The following is a 22,202-nucleotide window of genomic DNA, read 5'->3' on the forward strand; positions in this document are numbered from 1 at the left end:
TTCCCTGTTCCCTGTTCCCTGTTCCCTGTTCCCTGTTCCCTGTTCCCTGTTCCCTGTTCCCTGTTCCCTGTTCCCTGTTCCCTGACACCCGACCCCTGTTCCCTGTTCCCTGATCCCCGACCCCTGACCTAATGCGCCATTTTGGTAAGATCCCACATGGGCAGAAAAATCGCAAGTGCGAAAAACCCCACAACAAACGCCAGCCCCACCGTCAGAACCGGAGCGATGGCATCGGAGAGTTTCTTCATGGCATATTCCAGTTCAACGTCATAGTGTTCGGAAATTTCGCGCAGCATTTCATCCAGGCTGCCGGACTCTTCCCCGATGGCGATCATGTTGACAACGATGGGTGTAAAATACTTTGCGGACTTCAGCGGTTCAGCAATACCGCGACCTTGTTCAAGGCGTTCCGTGATTTGTTCGAATTCGCGGGCGATTGCTGCGTTGCCGATAGTTCCGGATAAAATTTTCATGGATTCCAGAACAGCCACCCCGCTGGACTGCAGGATGGCGAAAATGCTGGCAAAACGCGACATGGCGGCTTTTACAAACAAGCTTCCAAAAACCGGAATCCGCATCAGAAAAGCGTCCCGCACAAATTTGCCCTGTTCCGTCCGGAGATAATAGGTCAGCACAACGACGACTGCAACCACCACGCCGGCCAGTAAAAACCAGTAATCGGACAGTAGTTTATACATCAGCATGCATATCCGGGTCGGCAGGGGAAGGGCGATATTGGATCGGAGGAACAACCCCACAAATTTTGGGATGACAAACGTCAGGAGAACAAAAAAAGCAATACCCAGAAAACACACCACTATCATCGGGTATTGCAGGGCCGCCTTGATATCCGATTTGATCTTGTGTTCATGATCAACGATGTACAGCAGGCGGTCCAGAATATCCGGCAGAGCGCCGCTGGCTTCACCGGCCTGCACCATGCCGCAATACAACGGCGAGAATGCCCGGGGATGTTTACGGAAAGCATCGTACAGGCTGGCCCCCCCCTTGATATCGTTGGACATGTCTATGATGATTCTTTTAAGTACCGGATTTTCAGACTGGTTTTCCAAAACCTGCAGCAGTTTAATCATGGACACGCCGGCCCGCAGCATGGTCCGGAACTGTTTGGTAAAAAGGATCAGCTCCGCCGTCCGGATCGGGGTCAGGCTTTCCATGATCCGGGTCCACAGGAGTCCCCCCCCCGCCCCGCCCTGCTCGGCAACCGACACGGGGATGTAACCGCGGGCCGACAGGATGCTGTTCGCCATATCAATGGAATCGGCTTCTATCACATCGGAAAAAGTATTGCCGTTCTCATTGATGGCTTGAAATGTGTATTTTGGCATTTTTTCTTATCTTCAAAGACTGTCCGTTAAATGGTCTGACCCTCCAAACCTTCGCCCCTATAGCAGTCTTGCGCCCCTACCTGATGAAAAAGGAGAATTACTATCATCAATTTCCTTCCCCCCTTGTGGGGGAAGGTCAGGATGGGGGGTTAAATTCACAATAATAACCTTTTTTATAGCCTCAATATCTTGAAAGACCTCATGGTTCCAGAACCTTATCACTCTAAATCCTTGAGAATGAAGCCATTGTTCACGTTGATGGTCATAACTGCGTCGACGTGCATGTTGTCCTCCATCCAGTTCAATGACCAGTCTATTTTCAAAACAAACAAAATCAACAATATATTTTCCGACGGGAGATTGTCTGCGAAACTTGTAGCCCTTTAACTGGCGGCCGCGAATGTGTCGCCAGAGCAATTGCTCGGCATCCGTTAGATTTTTCCTCAGATGCCTGGCAGTTGAGAGCATGTTATCCCCCCATCCCGGCCTTCCCGGCCTTCCCCCGCAAGGGGGGAAGGAGCAGTTTAGCGGCCTTACCCCACAAGATAGAAATGGGTTTCGTCCCCCTGGTCCCCGACCCCCGACCCCTGACCCCTGACCAGCCTTCAGCCATCAGCCTAATCCACCTTTAGCCTATTTCACGCCATAATAGCCGAGGCTGCTTCTTCAAGGGTTGTGACACCTTCCAGAACCTTTGCAGCGGCATCTTCCATGAGTGTCGTCAGGGTCCCGGCCTGACGTGCGGCCCGGGTGATCTCCTGGGCCGAGCGCCGGTTTAAAATCATCTCCTGAACCATGTCATCGATTACCAAAACTTCGTAAATCCCGGAACGCCCCTTGAACCCCTTGTCCATGCAGTTGAAACAGCCGGTCCCCTGCATGAAAGTGGCGCCCTCAACCTTGTCCAAACCCCATGATTCCAAGGCCTTCTGGGGCGGCTGGTAGGGTTTTTTGCAATAATCGCAAATCCGCCGTACCAGTCGCTGGGCAACCGAAATCAGCATAACGGAAGAGACCAGAAAAGGTTCGATCCCCATATCGATGAAGCGGGTAATGGCCCCGGCAGCGTCATTGGTATGTACCGTACTCAAAACCCGGTGACCTGTCAGGGCTGCCTGCACGGCAATGCTTGCGGTTTCAGGGTCTCGAATTTCACCCACCATGATCACATCCGGGTCCTGCCGCATGACGGACCGGAGCCCGCTGGCAAACGTCATGCCGGCTTTGCGATTGAATTGAATCTGCCTAATTTTTTCCATCCGGTATTCCACCGGGTCTTCCAGCGTAATAATGTTGATATCCGGCTTGTTGATTTTTTTCAGCATGGAATAGACCGTGGTGCTTTTGCCGCTGCCTGTCGGGCCGGTACAAAGAATCATGCCATAAGGTTTAACTACCATGGATTCGATCTTATCCCTGTCGGGTGCGGACATACCGAGGTGCTCCAGCGAGTAAACGCCGGAGCTGGTGTCCAGCAGCCGGATAACCATGTTTTCGCCATAGATGGTCGGCAGGGTGGAGGTGCGGATATTGATTTCCTTATTATCCATCTTAATCGTAAAGCGGCCGTCCTGGGGCACCCTTGATAACGCGATGTCCATATTGGCCAGGATCTTAATTCTGGAAACGATCGGGAGCATCATGGCCTTGGGCGGCGCCGGCACGTCGTGCAGCTTGCCGTCAACCCTGAACCGAACTTGGACATAGTCCTTTTCCGGACTGATATGCACATCGCTGGCCCCTTCCCGTACCGCCTGGGCGAGAATCGAGTTCACTAAACGGACAACCGGCGCCTCTTCAGCCATGTCCTGGAGCGATCCGACTTCCACATCCTCTGTCAGCAAAGCCCGTTCGGCCTCCTCTTCCTTTTCATACTCCATATCTTCCAAAACGCCGCCGATACCGGAATAGGTGCCATACAGGCTGCCGATCAACTGGTTCATTTCCTGATCCGTACAAATAACCGTCTCTACTTCCGTATTGGTATGGACTTCAATGGCATCCAGCGTATTGATATCCATGGGGTCGGTCATGGCTACGGTCAGCAGGTAACGGGTTTTCCGGAGAGGTACCACCTGGTGCTTCTGAGCCATTTCCACAGGGACAACCCGGGCCAGTTCCATATCAACCGGATACTTATCGGGTGTATATTTTTTAACCCGCAATTGTTTCGAGATCTGATCGACGATCTGGGAACCGCTGACAACGCCCTCGCGCACCAGAAACTGCCCCAGCTTCAGGTTGGTCCGCTTTTGATTGGCTATGGCATGGTTAAGCTGTTCTTCCGTCAGCAGCCCGCCCTCTATGAGCATCTCGCCCAGTCTCTTTTTGATTCTCACTTCTTCACCAAATACGGATCGGCAAAAAACACCGTCCCATCATCCCAGCCGGTCATTATTTCTCCCTTTTTTGAAAAAACCGGCGGCAACTGCGCTAATCGCTCTCTGGCGATGGCTTCATCGAAAAAGTATTCCCGCAGTAAAATTGAAAACCGGATATCACCGGCAGGATTCCAGTTAGGCACCATACGAATGGGCGGCGCCGCATCCGGATACGATCGAAGGGCCTGAATGGCCTCGTCCAGCCGGTCCTTGTCTTCCAGTTTTACCCACCAGACCGCTTGCGGCAGCGGCTTTACGGCCGCCGGGATTGCCGGAACGGAAATCAAGCGGCCGGCATCAATTTGATTGGGGTTGGCTATTTGCGGGTTGGCCCCAAGAAGAGATTTTTGATGCTGATAGCTGAATTCACCGTAGACTTTCTCAATCAGTCGCCACAGGGTTTCATTTTGCTTTAAGGCAACCCGGCCCAGCAACGACGGAAATCTTTTTTTGTCTTCCCGCAACTGCTCGGCTGTCGCCGGTATCGTCGAAATGGTTGCTGCCTGAATTGAACCAGAGGCATCATTGCTATCCGTATTCAATGCAGATTCTTTTAACGTGCCTTCCCCACCGAATGAACGCTGTATCTCAGGAGTGGTGGCAGCAACCTGCTCCTGATGCGTTCCGGACGGGACGGACGTTCGGGTTTTCAACAGATCGGATATTTTAATTTTTGTCGGGAACAGTCCTGCCGCAAATATAATGATCGCCAGCGCAACCAGGCCGGTCGTCGTGACGCGCATCCATTTCGGGATCAACCCCGAAAATGAACGCTTCACGCAAGAACGCACCAGCATCCCGCCGGCCCGTGAGCGGTTCTGGATAATCATTGCCAGGATGCTGAGGTGACACAGATTGACGATCTTGCGCGGATACCCGCCCGAAGCCCTGTAGATCATCCAGAGGGCCGGAAGGGTAAACACGGCCGGCGGCTTGGGCGTTTCGCTGGATTGCCGGATACGAAACCGGATCATTTGGCGGGTATCCCGAAAATTCAGCGGGCTTAGAATGTGATAGAGATTAATCCTGTCCGCAAAATTGGCATACGTTTCGAGCGTATTTTCAAATTCCTTTTGTGCAAAAATTGCGATCTGAAGTAATTTGTAGTCGTTGGTTTCAAAATTCAGAAACTCCCTCATAATCTCGAGACAAAAATCGGGGATTTTCTGACCTTCATCGATAATCAGGATAACGATCTTGTTTTCATCGACACCTTTGCGGAAAATATATTTTTTGATGATTTCCTTCAACTGCCAGTCGTTGAGATCCGCCGGAGGAGGGAACCCGGTAAACATTTCAGCCACCGTACCCAGGAATTCCGAAGAATTGCTGAAATAAGGGTCCAGAATCAGATGCGTTTCACACTCCTTATCGCCGGCAAACCTGCGGATGAGCTGCCGGCAAAGGGTTGTCTTGCCCGTGCCCACCTCCCCGATCACTACATTCAGACCGCGACGCAGGCGTAAGGCGAGTTCCAGTTTCTGCAGGCACTCGATGTGCTGCCGGGACTGGAAAAAGTATTCCGGATCGGGCGAATTGGAAAACGGTTCCTTGATCAGATGAATGATACGAAAATAATCCATTTATCGACACTTTATTGCGGAACTACTTCAGGTTTAATTGCCGGAGGCTTCTGTTCCGCCGGTTTTGGTTGAATCGCTTCAAATGGTTGTTCTTTGAGAATATGCGGGGTAATGAATATCAGCAGGTCTTCCATTGCTCCCTTATCGCTATCACTTTTAAAAAGCCAGCCCAATAAGGGAATATCCTTCAAGGAAGGCACACCGGTTTCAGTCTTATCGGTTTTCTCCTTTGTCAGCCCGCCGATAACGGTTGTTTGCCCGTCAAAGAGCAAAATATTAGTTTCTGCCATTTTAGTTGATATAGTGGGGCCTATAGTCCCTTCTTTCAAAATCTCGTCCTTATTTGTCTTAATTTGCAGCTTCAACATTTTGCCATCAATTACATGGGGAGTGACTTCCAAACTAAGTGTTGCCTTCTTATATTCGACCTTAACGGTATTGTCCTGAATGGATTGATACGGCGAGTCAGTACCGCTTTCGATAATCGCCTTCTGGTTGTCTAAAGTAGTAATGGACGGGCTTGAAAGAATATTTATTTTGTTATCTTTCTGCAGAGCTGAAAGCTGAACATTCAAAATATAACTCCCGATACTTTGTGTAACATACCCGATGGTCATGGGAAGGCTGCCCGTAATTTCGGCGGCTGGAAAATTAGACACCAGCCCGGAGGTGGGATCAATCGCAGTGCCGACGGTATTTCCCATAACCCCCGATGTATTGGCCCCGGAAGTAATCCAAGTGTTACCACCCCCCTTATAAAGCCCGCCCCACTGAACCCCCAACTCACGGGCGGTGTCCTTGGTTGCCTCAACGATATGGGCTTCAATCAGAATTTGATGGGTCGGCCGGTCCAGTTTTTCAATAATCGGCAGGATTGCATCGATATCGGCCTGAATGGCCTGGATAATAAGTGAGTTGGTGTGCTCGTCCACCATGATCGACCCGATCGGTTTGCCCTCCGCATTTAAGGTGAGAAATTTTTCCAAATTTGCTTTCAGTTTCACAGCTTCAGAATAATTGATCTTAACAACCTGAGTCATAGGCTGCGCCACCAGCCGAAAGCCCTGCTTCTGGGACTCCCTCTTGAGGTCTTGCGCCATATCCTCCATGGTCATGATGCGGATGATGTCCCCTTCCCAGCTATAGGTCAGTCCGTGGGTGCGCAACAGCGCTTTAAAGACCTGATCCCAGGGCGCCTTGCTGATATTGATGTTGGCCTTGCCTTTAACCTTCTCGTTAATCATGATATTCTGATCGGCGGCCTTGGCCAATGCCCGGAGCAGGACGGTCACGTCAATATCATGCATTTTCATACTGACAGGCGTTGTGGGAAGCAGCTTTTCAAATTCCACGGTTGGTCTTACTTCAGTCGGTCTTGCTGCCGTGGTGGAAATTTCAGGCTGAGTTACGGTCGGCGGTTTTTCAACAGGCTTTTTGACTGAGGGAGAATATCCGCGCGAGCTTTCCGCCATTATTTTCCACTTGTCGAAAAAGGTATCTTTTTTAACGTCCTTTTTCTGCGCGCATCCACCGATCATGATCGCGATCATAACGAAAGCAGCAAGCCATGGCGCTGATTTTTTACAATAATGATTAACAGTCATATTAAGGTTCCCATATTTGTCTTGAGGCGCATTGCCTTCGCCCGATCTTCACACCCGGATTCTGTGTGGTTCAAAGCCTAAGTACTCTCTTTCGTAAATTCACTCACGTATTCTGCAATATAGATTTTGAGACACCTTCTTTGAAATCCCCCTTGCCCCCTTTAATAAAGGGGGAATTTTTACCCCTCCCTTTTTTAAAGAGAGACCGCCTGCCTGTGCGTGCCCGCACGCAGACAGGGGAGGAATTTTAGCACGTTAACGTATTTATAAAAATATGTACTAAGTTCATGGGGAAGAGCCGCCACAAACCGGATACGGCGGAAACGTGCACGTCGTCTTCGAAACAAGCCGTAATTACCTTGTCTCTTTGAGTGGCAGAATAATCTCATCGGCCGTTCCCGGGACCGCGATGACCACCTGTTTGGGATCGATGCTTTTTATAACCGGCCCGCCCCGGCCCAGTTCGTCGCCAAGCTCATATTCGACCCCATTGATGATGGCCAGCCTTTGTGCTCCCATTTCCAGATATCCGGTATACACTCGACTTTCTTCTGCTTTGGCCTCTTTCCTGCTTTCCACGATCACTTCCGCTCTGGTTTCCGCTTGGCGCTCCATATGCCAGAAAGGATCCTGGCTCCATTCGCTCCTGGCCTGCCGGATGATATACATATCTGTTTCCGTAAACGCATCTTTGAGGCTGTTGGCAACATCGGCGATAAATTTGTTGGTATCGGCAACACCGGTTACCGCGACTGCCGGTTTTTTTTTGGCGCCGGAAGAACTAAACAGAAAGTTGTAAAGGCCGAACACAACAACTACCGACATTATAACCAGAATGACCTTTTCACGTTTTGCCATGAGAGAACCCGCAGGCTGAAGGCTGAAGGCTGAAGGCTGAAGGCTATTCGTCACGCCTCCGGCAGTATCCAGCCTTTATTCCCTTATTACCTTCACCTCTGCTCCTTTCAGCCTTCTATCTTCGCCCTTCAGTCTAATTTCCTTCAATCTTCAGTCTATCCACCTTCAGCCTTCAGCCTAATTTCCTTCAGCCTATCCCTTTAGTTTCCTTAATCAGCCAGATCTTCAGGCGAACTTCCTTGCCGCCGTCAATATTTTGAAGCTTTATTTGCTCTATTTGTTCAAGATACGGCAAATTACCCAGCTCCATCAGAAATTCACGCAGCTTAAAAAAATCCCCTTTCACGACGACATTCATCAACAGAAAGCCGGATCCGTTAAGGCTGGATTCAACATCAGGGGAAACTTCCACCACCTTGAGACCGGACTTGCCGGCAAGTTCATAAAAAACAGAAACAATGCTTTCCGTTTTATCCTGGGTAAGCTTTTCCGCTTTCGGGAAAGCCACCCCTTCCGGGAGCTTGAGATCGCCCTCAATCAGCATCTTCTGGAAAAGTGGAGAGAGCAGTTCCTGGGTTTCAATCTTTGTGTTGAGCTGTTTAATATTTTTATCCAAAGCTGCCAGGGTGCGATAATCCGGGTAAATCATCAGCAGAATAATAACCAGAATGACCACACCGAATAATGCGAAATAAAAAAGGCTTCTCTGGGAGAACTTGACAATTTCCATTATATTACGCCAGCTCCAATTGAGCGGTAAACCGCAGCGCCTCGGTATTTTCAAACAACTCTACGGTTTGCCTTTGAATTTTAGCCTGACGCACAATCGGTGATTTTTTCAAATTGACCAAATAATTGGCCAATGCCGATTCGAATGTCAACCGGTCCCCCAGGATGACACCATCCAGGATTAACATCTTTTTTACATTTTTATCAGCGGCTTTTTTATCTGATGTTTTTGGATCCTCTATGCCTCCCAGTTCTACTGTCAAATTCAGCAGTTTCACATTGGAGGGGGTCATTTTGGCAACCTCACCGATCACCGCCACTCCCATGTACCGGCGTCCCACCCTATTCAGGGCCGTGATCTTCTCCTGTTTTTGGGCAACCATCTGAATAATCAGGTTCTGATCAACGTAGGGGATGGAGCTGTCCACCTGCCGCTGCAACTGGTTTTGTACAATCTTCTTCAATCTGATCAAATGACCCTGCCAGTAGTTGATGCCGATACAAAGGGTCAGCAATAAAACAATGATACCGAATGCCGCGCGGTTAAGCAGGAGAACCGTCGCCAGCTGCTGTTTTTCTTTGTGCGTGTAGATAAAATTCGGTGTTATCGAATTGTCCGACAGGGCCATGCCGACAGCCGGAACCAAGCCCCCCCTCTCCCCTTCCGCCTCAGGGATCGTGACATTCTCTAAAAAGGACGGGGCGGTTTTGAAGGGGTCAATCACTTCAATCGGGAGATCCAGCTGCTTGCCGATATACTCAACAATTTCCGGGTTGGTGCAAACCTGGCCGGAAACAAAGATTTTACCGACAGCATCCCGGGTATAATGTAAGTTGTAATGTTCGATGGTACGTTCCACCTGCCGGATGACCCGTTCTAGAGCCGGCCGGATCATTTGAAAAATTTCTTCCTTTTGATACGTGACCCCTTCAAACGCTATGTCGGCTTCCTTTGGGTTTTGAATCAGCAGCTGAAACAGCTTGGAGGCCAAATCGTCATCCGGCGAGGCCTCTTTTCCAATATCCGCCATTTCTGCAGGGGTCATGTCGCCTGACGCCGGCGTTTGGGCAGGACCATCGACCGCCTCCCGGATAGTTTCGATCATGCTGATGACTCCGGCCTTGATATCCCTTGATAAGACAAGGTTTCCTTCCGAAAAAACAGCAATGCGCGACCAGTCCTTGCCGATAAACAAATTACATAAATTTTTTACACCCGGATCCATCCACTGGGTCCGCAAGAGGTTCTGAACCGCAAACGGAACAATGGATATACCGGTCAGGGGATAGCCGCTCTTTTCAAATATATTTTTCAGTTCCTGAATTTCCTGGATGGGTGCGGAGTAACAAATGACCTCTATTCTGCGGACCCCGGCATCCGTGATTTCTCCCAATATTTCAAAATCAAACAGATCGGTTTTTTCATTAAATGAAACTTCTTTTTTATATGTCCAGTAGACCGCGTTATGTATCTGCTTGTTCGGCACTTTGGGGATCTTTACATATCTTGTCTCAACATTGGCGGAAGAAATCGCGCTCCAAATTTCTATAGCTCTGGCGCTGCCGCAAAAAGTTGTTAAGGCCGACTTTAAAAATCGGGAAAACTGGGGATCGTTTTTATTAAGATCGGTTTCAAATGGAATGATGGAATAATCGAGTAATTCCATCTTCTTTTCAGTTGATTGACTGATGGCCACCAGTCTCAGCGTATTTCTGCCGATATCGACGCCGACGACAGTTTTTTTCTTGAAGGGAATGACCTTTTTGATGGATGCCGTCAGTCCGACAGCCAACGACTGGGAAGGACTGCTATCCGGAGATTCAGGGTCCTTTCCGTCCTTGCTCCGAATCAGATCAAGAAGGCGTTCAGTTGAAGATATCTCATCTTGTCGCGCCAAACTATTACTCCATAAGTTTTTTTTGTTCAGTGAAAACGAAGAGATTTTTCCAAGAAAGCAGTTTCAAATCCAGTTTGTTGAAAAATCCCCCCAGCCCCCCTTTGGAGACTGTGTCGTAATTGCAAAAACAGCTTGTTTTTCTTTACGTCACGCCGGACTTGATCCCCGCAAAACACGGGATCTTCGACCGGCATCCAGGAGCATATCTACGCAAAAACATTCTGGATTCCGGGTCGAGCCCGGAATGACAAAAAATCTTTGAACTCTGTTTTCTTTAATTGCGACACACCCTCTTGCCAAAGGGAGTTTCCGTTCAGTCACTAATTATTGGAGAAGTTAGCGAATTGACGGTCTGAACGGTCCTGCCCTGTCAATATAAGTTAATTAATTTACTAAAAATTATCACGATTTGTCAAGTTCTAAAGACTTTTAAAGATCATGTGGGCGACGGGTTATAGCGACCCTGTAAATGTTCAACCCCGGAGGGACAGCTTTGGTCTATCCCGGAGGGCATGATTTCTGCTAATGCCATTGGCGAAATTCAAAATCCCTGGCCCAGACCGTTATACCAACGTCTGGAACGAACAAACTTTTAGGAACAGAAAAATCCGTTCCGGCAAATAAGCCTGTTGTGTCGAACCAGGGCGGGCCGAATATCGATATTCAATTACACCCAGCAGTTGCATAAAAAATTCCTTGCTAAAACATAATTTTGTCTATATAAATAAAGGGTTTTGAAACTATTTGTAAATATTATAGATTTTGTTTTCAAACCGCATTAATGACCTGATCTGTTGATGATATCGCTCAACAATTGATCATATGCCCTTGAAGGAAACCTGAAAATGAAAGACGGCCGAAAAACCCGGGTCTATCTGACCGACCAATTTGTCCTGACCGGCTTTGGCCTGGCGGCAATGTACTGGGTTCTCGATTCTTTTTTATATATCTTCCTGTCCTACGACGCCAATTTTTTTCATAGGCTCACCGGCGTCGATATCAGCGGGGTATGGACGCGTTTGATTGTCTGCTGTCTCTTCATTATTTTCGGCTCCCATGCCCAATACACCTTTAATCAGCGTAAAAAAGTGGAGGAGGCCCTGACAGACAGCGAAGAAAAGTATCGAACCATCGTTGAAAGCCTTGAAGACGGCTATTATGAGATTGACCTGAGCGGAAATTTCAAGTTCTTTAACGACGCCATGTGCAGCATCATGGGGTATGAGCGGGATGCAATGGAAGGCATCAATATCAAACGCTTTGCGGATGAAGAAAACGCCAAAAAGATCTTTGACATGTTTAACAATGTCCTGAATACCGATAAATCAATCAAGGCGTTCGACAGTACGATTATTCGAAAAGACGGAACGATCCGGGTCGTGGAATCCTCCGTATCTTTAATCAAGGATACAAAGTATCAGTCCACCGGATTCAGGGGCATCATCCGTGATGTCACCGAACGGAAACAGGCAGAAGCCCTGACACAGGAAAAAATTGCTGCTGAAGCCGCCAGCCGTTCCAAAAGCGAGTTTCTGGCCAATATGAGCCATGAAATCAGAACCCCTTTGAATTCCATTACCGGTTTGACCGAACTGGTGCTGGACACCAAATTAAGTTCCGACCAGCGCGAGGATCTGGAAGTTGTCAAAGCGGCTTCTTTTTCACTCTTATCGGTTATCAATGATATCCTGGACTTTTCCAAAATCGAAGCCGGCAGGCTGGAACTCGATGAAATTCCTTTTGAGCTAAGAGATTTTCTGGGAGAATCCATCCGGATTCTCGGTATACGGGCCCACGAAAAAGGGGTTGAATTGGCGTATCGGGTTGCACCCGATGTGCCGGACCGGTTTTTAGGCGATCCCGCCAGATTTCGTCAGGTACTGCTGAATTTGGCCGGTAACGCCATTAAATTTACCGATCATGGAGAAGTCGTTGTTTCGGTGACAAAAGAACAGCTGTCTGAAACCGGCGCCATTTTACATTTTTCAGTAAGGGATACCGGCATCGGAATTCCTAAAGATAAACATACCAGCATATTTCAAGCCTTTCAGCAGGCCGACGGCAGCACCTCGCGTCGTTTCGGCGGTACCGGCCTCGGACTGGCCGTTTCTTCCCAACTGGTGGAACTGATGGGAGGACGCATCTGGCTGGAAAGCGAACCGGGCAAGGGCAGCAACTTCCATTATACCGCCCGCTTTAAATTGGACCCGGAGGCAGAGGATGTCATGCCGCTGCAACCCGATTTCGATGTTTCCGGCATGCGGGTGCTGGTGGTAGACGATAATTCCACCCATCTGGAAATCATCCGGGAACTGCTTGAGAGTTGGAACATGTCGCCCACAACTGCTGCCGACGCCAAGTCGGCTCAGCGGATCTTATCGGTTTCCGGTTCTACAGTCCCACCGTTCAAAGTGGCTGTTATCGACGCCGACATGCCGGAATCAGATGGTTTTAAGCTTGCCATCGGTATCAACAAGCAAGCCTCCCTGGGGCTGCCGATCATCATGATGCTGACGCATTCTTCACTACGCAGCCATCCTGATTTAAAGGGCATCGGTGTTAAAGCAACCGTAACCAAACCGGTCCGGTCATCAGACCTGCTGGATGCGATTAAAACCGCCTTCCATACGGGCGAAAGCCGGCAGGAGATAACGCCCAAAGTTCTCAAACCCCTGATGCAATTTGACAAACAGCCGCTGCGAATTCTGGTTGTCGAAGATACGCCGTTTAACCAAAAGTTTATCCAGCGTCTGCTGAACCGTTGGGGGCACCAGGCGGTTATAGTTGAAAACGGCATCAAGGCGGTAGAGGCTGTCACCAAGCAGTCTTTTGATATTATCCTGATGGATGTCCAGATGCCGAAAATGGATGGATTCGAAGCCACCGCTGAAATACGCAAGCTGGAGGCCCAGACTGGCAACCATATTCCCATCATCGCCATGACGGCCCATGCCATGAAAGGCGACCGCGAGCGCTGTCTGGCCGCCGGAATGGATGACTACATCTCCAAGCCGATCTCTTCCGATGCCCTTCAGAATATGATTGCAGAACTCGTTCCGGCCGCCAAAGCCTCACCAAAGCCTCCTCCAAAGAGCGCACCGAAAGGGACTCCGGCTGTAATTGACGAAAAAACACTCTTAAACGCATTTGACAACGACTGGGTTTTTTTTCGTGAAGCGGTGGGCATGTTCCTGAACGATTTTCCCCAGATGCTGTCCAATATTGGAGCAGCCGTTAAAGCCAATGATGCTAAAGAACTTCGAATGACGGCCCATGCCCTCAAGGGCATGGTGGGAAACTTTCAGGCCAAAACAACCGCCCTGGCCGCCCTGGCACTTGAAGAAATGGGACGGAACCAGGATTTTAAAGGTGTTGAAGAAGCTTTTGAAAAACTGTCCGGTGAAATGGAAGATCTAAAGCAGACACTCATCACCATAGCCAAGGAAGAAAATCATTGAATATCCTCATCGCAGAAGATGACGCCATTACCCTGAGCCGAATTTGTCATTTTTTAGAAAAATGGGATCACCATGTCATCACAGCCAAAGACGGGTTGGAGGCCCTTGAAAAATTTCTTTCCCAAGATGTCGACATCGTTCTGACCGACTGGAACATGCCCGAAATGGACGGGCTGGAGCTGATTCGCCATATCAACAAGCATAGCAGCGACAAACCCTATGTTTACGTTATTTTTCTGACCTCCCGGGGTGATAAGGATGATGTTGTTGCAGCGTTGTCCGAGGAAGGTGTTGATGATTACCTTGTAAAACCGTTCGACCCGGATGAGCTTAAGGCCCGCATCGGGGTAGGCCAGCGAACAGTTCGGATCGAAAGGGCCCTCAAAGAGTATGGCCAGGGGCTGGAGAAGATCGTACAGAAACAGACCCTTGTGATTCGTGAAACCCAGGAAGAAACCATCTACCGGCTCTTGACCGCCCTTGAAACCCGGGATGAAGAAACCGGCGGACATGTTCGCCGCATCGCCCTGTCCAGCTCAGTCATAGCAGAAGCCATCGGTTGGGATGCAGACAAAGTCGAGGATTTGCGCCTGGCCGCCCCCATGCACGACATCGGCAAAATCGGCGTCCCCGACGCGATCCTGCTGAAACCCGGCAAACTCACCGCCGAAGAGTTTGAAATCATGAAAACCCACACCACTATCGGCGGACAGATACTGGCGGGATCCCACTTTCGCATGCTGCAGATTGCCCACGATATCGCCATTTCTCATCATGAAAAATGGAGCGGTAAGGGCTACCCCATAGGTTTGGCGGAGGAAAACATTCCGCTGGTCGGCCGGATTTTGGCCATAGTGGATGTTTTTGATGCCCTTAGCCACGATCGCATCTATCATAAGGCCGAGCCTGAAGAGAAAGTCATTCAAATCATGCAGGCGGGCCGCGGTTCCCATTTTGACCCCAAGCTCTATGATCTGTTTATTGAACTTCTTCCCAAAATAAGGGCGATCGCAGCAGAAAATCCGTAAAATGAAAGGAGTCTGTATTAATTATGAAGGATCAATATTTTCAGGAAAACAAATGGTGGGTCAGCCCTTATAATTTCGTTGATGAAGTTCGCAAAAAAATCGATTTGCCTTCAAAAGTTCAGATTCACGATGCCACTTTACGGGACGGTGAACAAACTCCCGGCGTGGTTTTCAGGAAGGACGACAAGATCAGAATCGCTCAACTGCTTGACGAGGTGGGCATTGATCGTATTGAAGCCGGAATGCCGGCCGTTTCCGATGAAGACTTTGAAGCCATCAAAGCCATCAGCAAACTGGGATTAAAAGCGAAGATTTTCACTTTTGCCAGGGCCATGACCGTGGACATAGACAAAGCCATTGATTGCGGCGCCCACGGGGTTGTGATTGAAATACCCATCGGTTATCCCAAGTTGAAATACCAGTTCAAGTGGACCTGGGAAGACGTTTTGAGAAAAAGCGTGGATTGCATCAATTACGCCAAAAAACAAGGCTTGTACGTGATCTATTTCCCCTACGATACCACCCGCGCCAGAGAGGAAGATCTCACGAATCTGTTGACAAAAATAATGGCGCATTCACCGCCTGACTCCCTCGGCATCGTCGATACGATGGGTTGCGCGCTGCCGGAAGCGATCCAGTATCTCGTCAGAAAAGCAAAAGCCCTTACCGGACTGCCGATTGAGATTCACACCCACAATGACTTTGGAATCGGCGTGGCCACCGAACTGGCGGCCGTTGCCGCCGGTGCCGAGGTGGTGCATTCCTGTGTCAACGGGCTTGGTGAAAGAACCGGCAATGCCGCTCTGGAAGAACTCATCATGGGGCTGCATGTCCTCCTGGGGATAAAGACAGATTACCGCCTCGACAAGATCATGCCCCTGTGTAAAACGGTTCAGGAGATCTCCGGCGTTTCCCCGGCTAAAAACAAACCGGTCATCGGGGAAGGCAACTATACCCGCGAGTCCGGAATCGGTATTGATCTGGTAATGAAAAAACCCCTGGCCATGTTTGCCACCGACCCGCGATTGACAGGCCGTGAGGGAGAGGTCGTGCTGGGCAAGAAAAGCGGCAAAGCATCCGTGGAATACACCCTGGACAAACTGGGGATCACGGGTATCGACGACGAAACGGTTGCAAAAATCTTAAAGGGGGTCAAGGCGAAGGGCGCCGAGAAAAGATCGCTGCTGACGATTGATGAGTTCAAAGAAATTATAGATGGGGTGGTGAATTAATAATGAGGTAGATAGGCTGAAGGCTGTTAGGAAGTCATTCCCTTCAGCCTAACCACCTTCAGTCTATTTACCTCATTATCGTGAAGCGGCATAGTACGAAAACTTGCGTTCGATGGCACCCATTCCCTCTGCAATCAGAAAGGCAAAGAAGAAAAGCACCAGCAACATCGCCCACATGTGTTCCATTAAAAAATTGGAAGAATACAGCTCGAACAACCTGCCGAAACCGACGATGGAAACCAGCAGTTGGCCGATGATGACACCTTTTATGGCGCGGATAAAGCCCAAACGGATACCGGCCAGTATCTCCGGCAGCGCCGCCCAGACATAAATTTTGCTAAACGACTGCCAGTTGTTCGCGCCGTAACTGTGCGCCATTTCAACCAGAGACAGTGAGATACCCTTTACACCGGCACGCGCGTCCAGCACGATAATCCAGATCGCAAACAGCACGGTCGTCAGGATGATGGTTTTTTCGCCGAACCCGAACAGGGTCATCAGGACCGGCACCAGGGCTGTCAGGGGCGCGCTCAGGAACATGTTGACCCACGGCAGCAGCATCCGGTCGGCAATGATGGATCGCCCCATCAGAACCCCGATCGGTATCCCCGCAACAACGGCGATAGCCGACCCGATCAAAAAGCACTTTGCTGTGATCCAAAACGCCTTGAAGAATATCGCGGTCGGGATAATTTCGACCATCCGAATCAGAATCAGACTCAACGGCGGCAGCAGAATCGACAGGTCAAACCGCCCGATGAGTTCCCATACGATCGCCCAGATGACCAGTGAAGCCATCATCGGCAGTTTGATGCCAAATAGTTTCATACTTTCTTCTCCCTGTTATTCGATATATCGCCGCAGACCCTGCCAGATACGTTCGACCGTATCCAGATAGACGGGATCGCTTCGGATGGCATCCGGGTCGATATCGCGGCGGATATCCGGCTTGATGATTTCAGAAACCCGGCTGGGCCGCGGCAAGAGCAGGGCGATGCTGTCGGATAGATAAACCGCTTCTTCAATGGAGTGCGTAACGAAAATAAAGGTCTTTTTCTCGTTCTGCACCACGCCGAGGAGATCTTCCTGAAATTTCCGGCGGGTTTGCTCATCCACCGCCGAAAAGGGCTCATCCATCAACAGGATATCGGCATCCACTGCCAGCGCGCGCGCCAGGCCCACGCGCTGCCGCATGCCCCCCGAAAGCTGGTGCGGATAATGATTTTCAAAACCTTTCAGCCCCACACTTTCGATTTGTTTCTCGGCCATGGCCATGCGTTCGGATTTATCAACACCACGCAGTTCCAGCCCAAAGGCGACATTGCGAATGACCGAGGCCCACGGCATGAGGGCAAAATCCTGAAACACAAAGGCGCGCTCGGGTCCCGGACCGGTAACCGGCTTGCCGTTGACCGTAACCGTTCCGGAATTCGCCGGCAGCAGCCCCGCGATAATTTTCAAGAGGGTGGTTTTGCCGCAGCCGGAAGGACCCAACACGGACGTAAGCTCTCCTTTGGGAAACTGGAGCGTCATATTGCTCAGTGCCTCAACGCCTCCGGGATAAATTTTGGAAACATTTTCAACCGCAACAGCAACGGGTGCTATCGTTTCGGAAACAGATTTAGTAATCGTACTCATTGGTTTACCCTTTTGTCAGGTCTGAAGAATATATATTCGGAGCGCTCTAATATTTCGATGAAAATCACGGCAAACGCCATGATCGAAAAGATGGCCGCATACATTTTATCGTACTCGGCAACAGACTGGTTATAGGTGATAATATCGCCGATCCCTGTCGGTGTTATCAAAAGTTCGGCCAGGATCGCCCCGATAAATCCCATGGCCGCACCCAGGCGCAGCCCCGCATAGATCACCGGACTGGCGGCCGGCAGGATGATCTTCAGGATCACCTGAAGACGACTGCCGAGATAAGACCGGCCCATCTCGATCATCGACTCGGGTGTGTGGCGCACGGCATTAAAAGCGTTTAAAACAATCACCGGTAACGCCATGATACAGACGGTGAGGATTTTCGATGTCAGCCCGATCCCATAAACGAATGTCAGCAGCGGGACCAGCGCCCCCAGCGGTGCAGCCTGCATCACGATAAAAACCGGCGCGCCGAACCATTCGGCTTTTTCATTAAGCCCCATGAAAATCCCGCAACCCACACCGAGGAAGGACGATATAACGAGTCCGATGCCCAGAGGTTCAAGGGTGCTGGGATAGACCGCCGCCATGGACCCATCGGCGATCATGCCCCAAAGCGCTGCCATTGTTTGTAAAAACGTCGGGAACGCCGGGCTGATGGGAATGCGGCCGGCGTATTCCCATACCCCGAACACCGCCGCAAATGATAAGACTCTCAACGTCAACGGATGTAAGAAAAAGGACACCATAATTGATCCTTCTTGATAAAATCCCCCCTCCACCCCCCCTTTTTCAAAGGGGGGAACGGGGGGATTTTATGGATGGTGTCCGTTGTCTGTCGTCCGCTGTCATTGAAATTATGACGGCCACGGACTACGAACCACGGACAATTGACCTTCAGCCTCTTTGGCTTCAGTCTTAAGTTATTTTCCCATTTTGGCGTTGGCCGCTTGCAGCGGGGCAAGATACCAGTAATCTTCAACCTTCAGGTTTTCCGCCGGGCCTTTCAACTGACCGGCGCCCACAAAAAATTCAAAGTCTGCTTTGGCGGCGTTCAGACCGCCTTTGGGATCATACAATCCGCCGTCAACGGCTTCCTTGTAAAATTTATCCACATCCGCCAGCAACTCCTTGGGCAGATCGGAAATCAGGTTGCGTTTCTTGCGCTCCTTATCCATGATGGTCGGGTCCTTGATCATTTCCTGCCAGGTGCGCGTAAGTTCTTCCACCAGGATCGTTACGGTCTTTTCATTCTTCTTGAGCCAGTTCACATCGGCAAACATGCCTTCATCGGTGACCGGATCGCTGACGCCCGGCAGAACGTGAAAGCGGTCCCCGGCTTTGCTCATCAGGATGTTCTTGTTGTTCAGATCGACAATCGAGGCCTTGATTTGCCCCTTCATCATGGCAATGATCCGGTTTTCGGAACCCGGCACGTAACTGCGTTGACCGAAGCTGATGCCCTCTCTTTTGGCAATGATGTTGCCGATGGCTTCGGTGCCGGTGCCGCGGGCATGAAAGGTAAACGGCTGGCCGTCCAGATCTTTCCAGGTCTTGTACTCCTTGGATGCTACCGGGTAAAAAACCAGCTTGCTCACCTGGAAAAAAAGCCGTAGCGGTACACTGGTTTTCTGGATGACCGAGTAAGGAGTGCCCATACCGATGTCCATCTGACCGTTGATAATGGCCTGGATAGCCAGTTCCTCTTTTGAGAATGCGGTCAGTTCATAATCCACCCCGCGATCTTTGGCGCGGTCCAGCGCGACAATCAGGCAAAGGGTTTCAACCGAAGCCACATCCCCCAGTACAATTCGAACCTTGTCGGCCGCCTGGACGTTAACGCCGATACCGAGCACCAAAGACAATACTACAAACAAAACTGAAAAATTTTTCCATGACACTTTCATTTTCATCCCTCCCGTGATTTTAGGTTTATCGTAAAGTTGACTTTTCGCCTACCTCCCTTAGCGGAAATACAGGTAATTGAAAAAGTCTTACCCCAAAGCATCATAACGTCAGGTAAATCCATTATAGCTTTTTTAAGGCAGCATGCATACTTGCCATGGCTTTTTCCAAATTTTCATAGGAATTGGCATAGGAAATCCGGATGGACTCGTTGCCGTAATCCCCGAAAACACTTCCCGGGACCACCGCTATTTTGGCCTCCTCGATCAGATAAAGCGTCATTTCATCCGGCGTTTTGCCGGTCTCCCGGATGCTGGGGAAAATATAAAACGCCCCCAGGGGTTTTACCACGTCAATACCCGGCATTTCCTTTAATGCATTGTAAACCAGCACCCTTCTGCGATCGAACTCCTTGATCATGTTCTCTATATCCGTCTGAGGTCCGGTTAAGGCCGCGACCGCCCCGTACTGGGCAAACGAAGTTGCGCAGATCGTGGCATACTGATGAATACGGACCAGCGCTGAAATCACCTCGCTATCCGCCGCCACAAAACCCAGACGCCAGCCGGTCATGGAATAGTTCTTGGAAAACCCGTTGACCGTAATCGTCCTTTTTTTCATGTCCGGCAAACTGCCGATGCTGATATGGCGGCTGCCGTCGTAAACCATCTTTTCATAAATTTCGTCGGACAGAACATAAAGGTCCTTTTCCTTGGCCAGCTGCGCCAGTTGCGCCAGGGCTTCCGCACTGAAGACGGCCCCGGTGGGGTTGTTGGGGGTGTTAATGACGATCATCCGGGTCTTGGAAGTAATCCGTGAGCGAAAGTCTTCCAGCTGTGGGACAAAGTCATGTTCCTGCAGGGCCGGAACCGATATCGGATTGGTCCCCGCCATGCGCACACAATAAAAATAATTGAGCCAGCAGGGGTCCGGGATCAGCACCTCGTCACCGGGATCCAGCAGCCCCATCATGGTCATCAACACGGCTTCATTGCCGCCGACGGTAACGATGATCTCCTTGTTGGGGTCATAGATAAGATTATTTTCCTGCTTGAATTTTTCAGCCAGGGCGATTCGCAGCTCGGGAATGCCGTAATTGGATGAGTAATGGACCTTGCCTTCATCCAACGCCTTTTTGGCAGCCTCTTTAATATGCGCCGGTGTATCAAAATCCGGCCGGCCGATGTTCAGGTGGATAAGCTTTTCGCCCCGCTTCTCCCGCCTGATAACCTCTTCGAAGATTGTCCGAATTCCCGAAAAGGGAATTTGATCCATGCGTGCAGCGATTTTCATCGTATTAAATCTCCTCCTGGTTTGTTTATTTATTCCAGTATAGAATACCTGATTCGGATTTCGAATTTCGCCCCGGACATTTACGGAAAGCATGCCCTCCGGCGTAGACCACAGCCGGCTCATTTGGGGTCGAATATTTACTTCAATTTAAAGCAGACCATCGCTCAATCGCGTCAAATACCACCATCAGCTGAAAACAGAGATGCATGTATCAAATCTTTCAGGAGTGCGGCCGCAGCCCCCACCGGAGAACTTTTGCCGCCGGTGACCGTCACCCGCCCCATGGTGTCCGAAAGATAACTGATCCCCTTTTCGGAAAAATGAACGGTTGACAGCGGATGATCCTTCCCCAGGCGCTTGGGACCGACTTCGAGCATAACGGTTCCATTCTCCATCCGGCATTCACCGATCAGCTTGATAATCGTTCCGTCCGCTTTGGCTTTTTCTATGTCTTTTAGCGTAATGCCGGTAATTCCTGTTACCGGTACATCCGCCGGGCTGAAATTCTTATCAAACAACCGATTGGCAATCAGGATCATTTTATTGCGGGTGTCCAGCCCTTCAACATCCAGGCTCGGATCCGTTTCGGCAATGCCCATTTCCTGGGCAGCCTTTAGCGCCACTTCGTAGGAGCACTTTTCCGTAGTCATACGGGTGAGGATATAATTGGTCGTTCCGTTTAAAATCCCCTCGATTGCGAGCACCTTGGCGCCGGCCAGGCAAAGCAGCCCCACATCCAGCGTCGGCAAAGCCGCAGCCGTGGCTGCACTCATGTAGATGCGGCGCTTCTTACTTTTGGCCAGATCCATGATCTCCTTGTAAAAAAGAACCAGCGGGCCCTTGTTGGCGGTAACGATATCCTTGCCGCTTGTAAGGGCCGCCAGCATATGGCCCCTGCCGGGCTCGGCATCCACCAAATTGGTCGGCGTTGTTTCCACCAGCATCTCCGCGGCCACTGATGCCAGCAGCGCTTTTCCGCCCAATCCCGGTTGTCCGTAACTTTCGAAGGTTTCCACCGAACCGCCTTGTTTCACATGCGACAACAGCCGATCCGCCGGCAAGACCCCATCCTTTGCTACGGCCGAACCGCCGATATCGACGACGGCCGTCAGTTCCAATTCCAGCCCGTATTTTTCCGCTACTGCCTGTTTCTGATCTGTTATCAGCTGCGCGAATGTCCGGCCGACATTGCCGAAACCGCAAAGTATCAAACGCTTTTTCAATGGTTTTAACC

Annotated in this window: 17 protein-coding genes; 3 read left to right on the top strand and 14 right to left on the bottom strand. The window is 50.2% G+C overall.

Going from position 1 to position 22,202, the window contains the following annotated elements; genetic code table 11:
- Window positions 1-128 precede the first annotated feature (128 nt).
- From P1P89_11540 to P1P89_11575, 8 genes are all read right to left on the bottom strand, one after another.
- Window positions 129-1,349, bottom strand: coding sequence for a type II secretion system F family protein (locus tag P1P89_11540; protein ID MDF1592140.1), 1,221 nt, complete (start codon window positions 1,347-1,349; stop codon window positions 129-131).
- Window positions 1,350-1,406: 57 nt separating this feature from the next.
- Window positions 1,407-1,817: an endonuclease domain-containing protein gene (locus P1P89_11545; GenBank protein MDF1592141.1), complete on the bottom strand. Its 411-nt coding sequence runs from the start codon at window positions 1,815-1,817 to the stop codon at window positions 1,407-1,409.
- 170 nt (window positions 1,818-1,987) lie between these two features.
- On the bottom strand, window positions 1,988-3,688 hold the full coding sequence (locus P1P89_11550) for an ATPase, T2SS/T4P/T4SS family (protein ID MDF1592142.1): 1,701 nt from the start codon (window positions 3,686-3,688) through the stop codon (window positions 1,988-1,990).
- Window positions 3,685-5,313, bottom strand: a complete 1,629-nt coding sequence (locus tag P1P89_11555) for an AAA family ATPase (GenBank protein MDF1592143.1) — start codon at window positions 5,311-5,313, stop codon at window positions 3,685-3,687. The genes P1P89_11550 and P1P89_11555 overlap by 4 nt, the downstream gene beginning before the upstream one ends.
- An 11-nt stretch (window positions 5,314-5,324) precedes the next feature.
- Complete coding sequence (gene pilQ / locus P1P89_11560) at window positions 5,325-6,917, bottom strand: type IV pilus secretin PilQ (protein MDF1592144.1); 1,593 nt, start codon at window positions 6,915-6,917, stop codon at window positions 5,325-5,327.
- Window positions 6,918-7,271: 354 nt separating this feature from the next.
- Window positions 7,272-7,775 (bottom strand): hypothetical protein, encoded by a 504-nt coding sequence (locus tag P1P89_11565; protein ID MDF1592145.1) that lies wholly within the window; start codon window positions 7,773-7,775, stop codon window positions 7,272-7,274.
- 187 nt (window positions 7,776-7,962) lie between these two features.
- Window positions 7,963-8,505: a hypothetical protein gene (locus P1P89_11570; protein ID MDF1592146.1), complete on the bottom strand. Its 543-nt coding sequence runs from the start codon at window positions 8,503-8,505 to the stop codon at window positions 7,963-7,965.
- 4 nt (window positions 8,506-8,509) lie between these two features.
- The gene (locus P1P89_11575; GenBank protein ID MDF1592147.1) at window positions 8,510-10,402 is read right to left on the bottom strand and encodes a hypothetical protein; all 1,893 of its coding nucleotides are present in this window, start codon (window positions 10,400-10,402) and stop codon (window positions 8,510-8,512) included.
- Window positions 10,403-11,247: 845 nt separating this feature from the next.
- Between P1P89_11575 and P1P89_11580 the strand changes: the two genes are divergently transcribed.
- The 3 genes from P1P89_11580 to P1P89_11590 are packed head-to-tail and all read left to right on the top strand — an operon-like array spanning window position 11,248 to window position 16,120.
- Window positions 11,248-13,860, top strand: a complete 2,613-nt coding sequence (locus P1P89_11580; protein MDF1592148.1) for a response regulator — start codon at window positions 11,248-11,250, stop codon at window positions 13,858-13,860.
- Window positions 13,857-14,888, top strand: coding sequence for a response regulator (locus P1P89_11585; GenBank protein MDF1592149.1), 1,032 nt, complete (start codon window positions 13,857-13,859; stop codon window positions 14,886-14,888). The genes P1P89_11580 and P1P89_11585 overlap by 4 nt, the downstream gene beginning before the upstream one ends.
- A 23-nt stretch (window positions 14,889-14,911) precedes the next feature.
- Window positions 14,912-16,120, top strand: a complete 1,209-nt coding sequence (locus tag P1P89_11590) for a hypothetical protein (GenBank protein ID MDF1592150.1) — start codon at window positions 14,912-14,914, stop codon at window positions 16,118-16,120.
- 75 nt (window positions 16,121-16,195) lie between these two features.
- Here the strand turns inward: P1P89_11590 and P1P89_11595 are convergent, their stop codons facing one another.
- The 6 genes from P1P89_11595 to P1P89_11620 all read right to left on the bottom strand — a co-directional run bounded on the left by P1P89_11595 (window position 16,196) and on the right by P1P89_11620 (window position 22,191).
- Complete coding sequence (locus tag P1P89_11595; GenBank protein MDF1592151.1) at window positions 16,196-16,948, bottom strand: ABC transporter permease subunit; 753 nt, start codon at window positions 16,946-16,948, stop codon at window positions 16,196-16,198.
- A 15-nt stretch (window positions 16,949-16,963) separates the two neighbouring features.
- Window positions 16,964-17,758: an ABC transporter ATP-binding protein gene (locus tag P1P89_11600; GenBank protein ID MDF1592152.1), complete on the bottom strand. Its 795-nt coding sequence runs from the start codon at window positions 17,756-17,758 to the stop codon at window positions 16,964-16,966.
- On the bottom strand, window positions 17,755-18,519 hold the full coding sequence (locus P1P89_11605) for an ABC transporter permease subunit (GenBank protein MDF1592153.1): 765 nt from the start codon (window positions 18,517-18,519) through the stop codon (window positions 17,755-17,757). The genes P1P89_11600 and P1P89_11605 overlap by 4 nt, the downstream gene beginning before the upstream one ends.
- 174 nt (window positions 18,520-18,693) lie before the next feature.
- On the bottom strand, window positions 18,694-19,677 hold the full coding sequence (locus P1P89_11610) for an ABC transporter substrate-binding protein (GenBank protein ID MDF1592154.1): 984 nt from the start codon (window positions 19,675-19,677) through the stop codon (window positions 18,694-18,696).
- 121 nt (window positions 19,678-19,798) lie between these two features.
- Entirely contained in the window at window positions 19,799-20,968 is a 1,170-nt protein-coding gene (locus P1P89_11615; GenBank protein ID MDF1592155.1) for a pyridoxal phosphate-dependent aminotransferase, read from the bottom strand.
- Between the two features lie 173 nt (window positions 20,969-21,141).
- Window positions 21,142-22,191: a homoserine dehydrogenase gene (locus tag P1P89_11620; GenBank protein ID MDF1592156.1), complete on the bottom strand. Its 1,050-nt coding sequence runs from the start codon at window positions 22,189-22,191 to the stop codon at window positions 21,142-21,144.
- Between the last annotated feature and the right edge of the window lie 11 nt (window positions 22,192-22,202).

The organism is Desulfobacterales bacterium, from assembly GCA_029211065.1.
Lineage (GTDB): Bacteria > Desulfobacterota > Desulfobacteria > Desulfobacterales > JARGFK01 > JARGFK01.

Excerpts from the sequence above, each read along its gene's own strand:
- P1P89_11540 (MDF1592140.1), bottom strand. The coding sequence starts at position 1,349 with ATGCCAAAATACACATTTCAAGCCATCAATGAGAACGGCAATACTTTT.
- P1P89_11545 (MDF1592141.1), bottom strand. The coding sequence starts at position 1,817 with ATGCTCTCAACTGCCAGGCATCTGAGGAAAAATCTAACGGATGCCGAG.
- P1P89_11555 (MDF1592143.1), bottom strand. The coding sequence starts at position 5,313 with ATGGATTATTTTCGTATCATTCATCTGATCAAGGAACCGTTTTCCAAT.
- pilQ (MDF1592144.1), bottom strand. The coding sequence starts at position 6,917 with ATGACTGTTAATCATTATTGTAAAAAATCAGCGCCATGGCTTGCTGCT.
- P1P89_11565 (MDF1592145.1), bottom strand. The coding sequence starts at position 7,775 with ATGGCAAAACGTGAAAAGGTCATTCTGGTTATAATGTCGGTAGTTGTT.
- P1P89_11570 (MDF1592146.1), bottom strand. The coding sequence starts at position 8,505 with ATGGAAATTGTCAAGTTCTCCCAGAGAAGCCTTTTTTATTTCGCATTA.
- P1P89_11580 (MDF1592148.1), top strand. The coding sequence starts at position 11,248 with ATGAAAGACGGCCGAAAAACCCGGGTCTATCTGACCGACCAATTTGTC.
- P1P89_11590 (MDF1592150.1), top strand. The coding sequence starts at position 14,912 with ATGAAGGATCAATATTTTCAGGAAAACAAATGGTGGGTCAGCCCTTAT.
- P1P89_11595 (MDF1592151.1), bottom strand. The coding sequence starts at position 16,948 with ATGAAACTATTTGGCATCAAACTGCCGATGATGGCTTCACTGGTCATC.
- P1P89_11600 (MDF1592152.1), bottom strand. The coding sequence starts at position 17,758 with ATGAGTACGATTACTAAATCTGTTTCCGAAACGATAGCACCCGTTGCT.
- P1P89_11605 (MDF1592153.1), bottom strand. The coding sequence starts at position 18,519 with ATGGTGTCCTTTTTCTTACATCCGTTGACGTTGAGAGTCTTATCATTT.
- P1P89_11610 (MDF1592154.1), bottom strand. The coding sequence starts at position 19,677 with ATGAAAGTGTCATGGAAAAATTTTTCAGTTTTGTTTGTAGTATTGTCT.
- P1P89_11615 (MDF1592155.1), bottom strand. The coding sequence starts at position 20,968 with ATGAAAATCGCTGCACGCATGGATCAAATTCCCTTTTCGGGAATTCGG.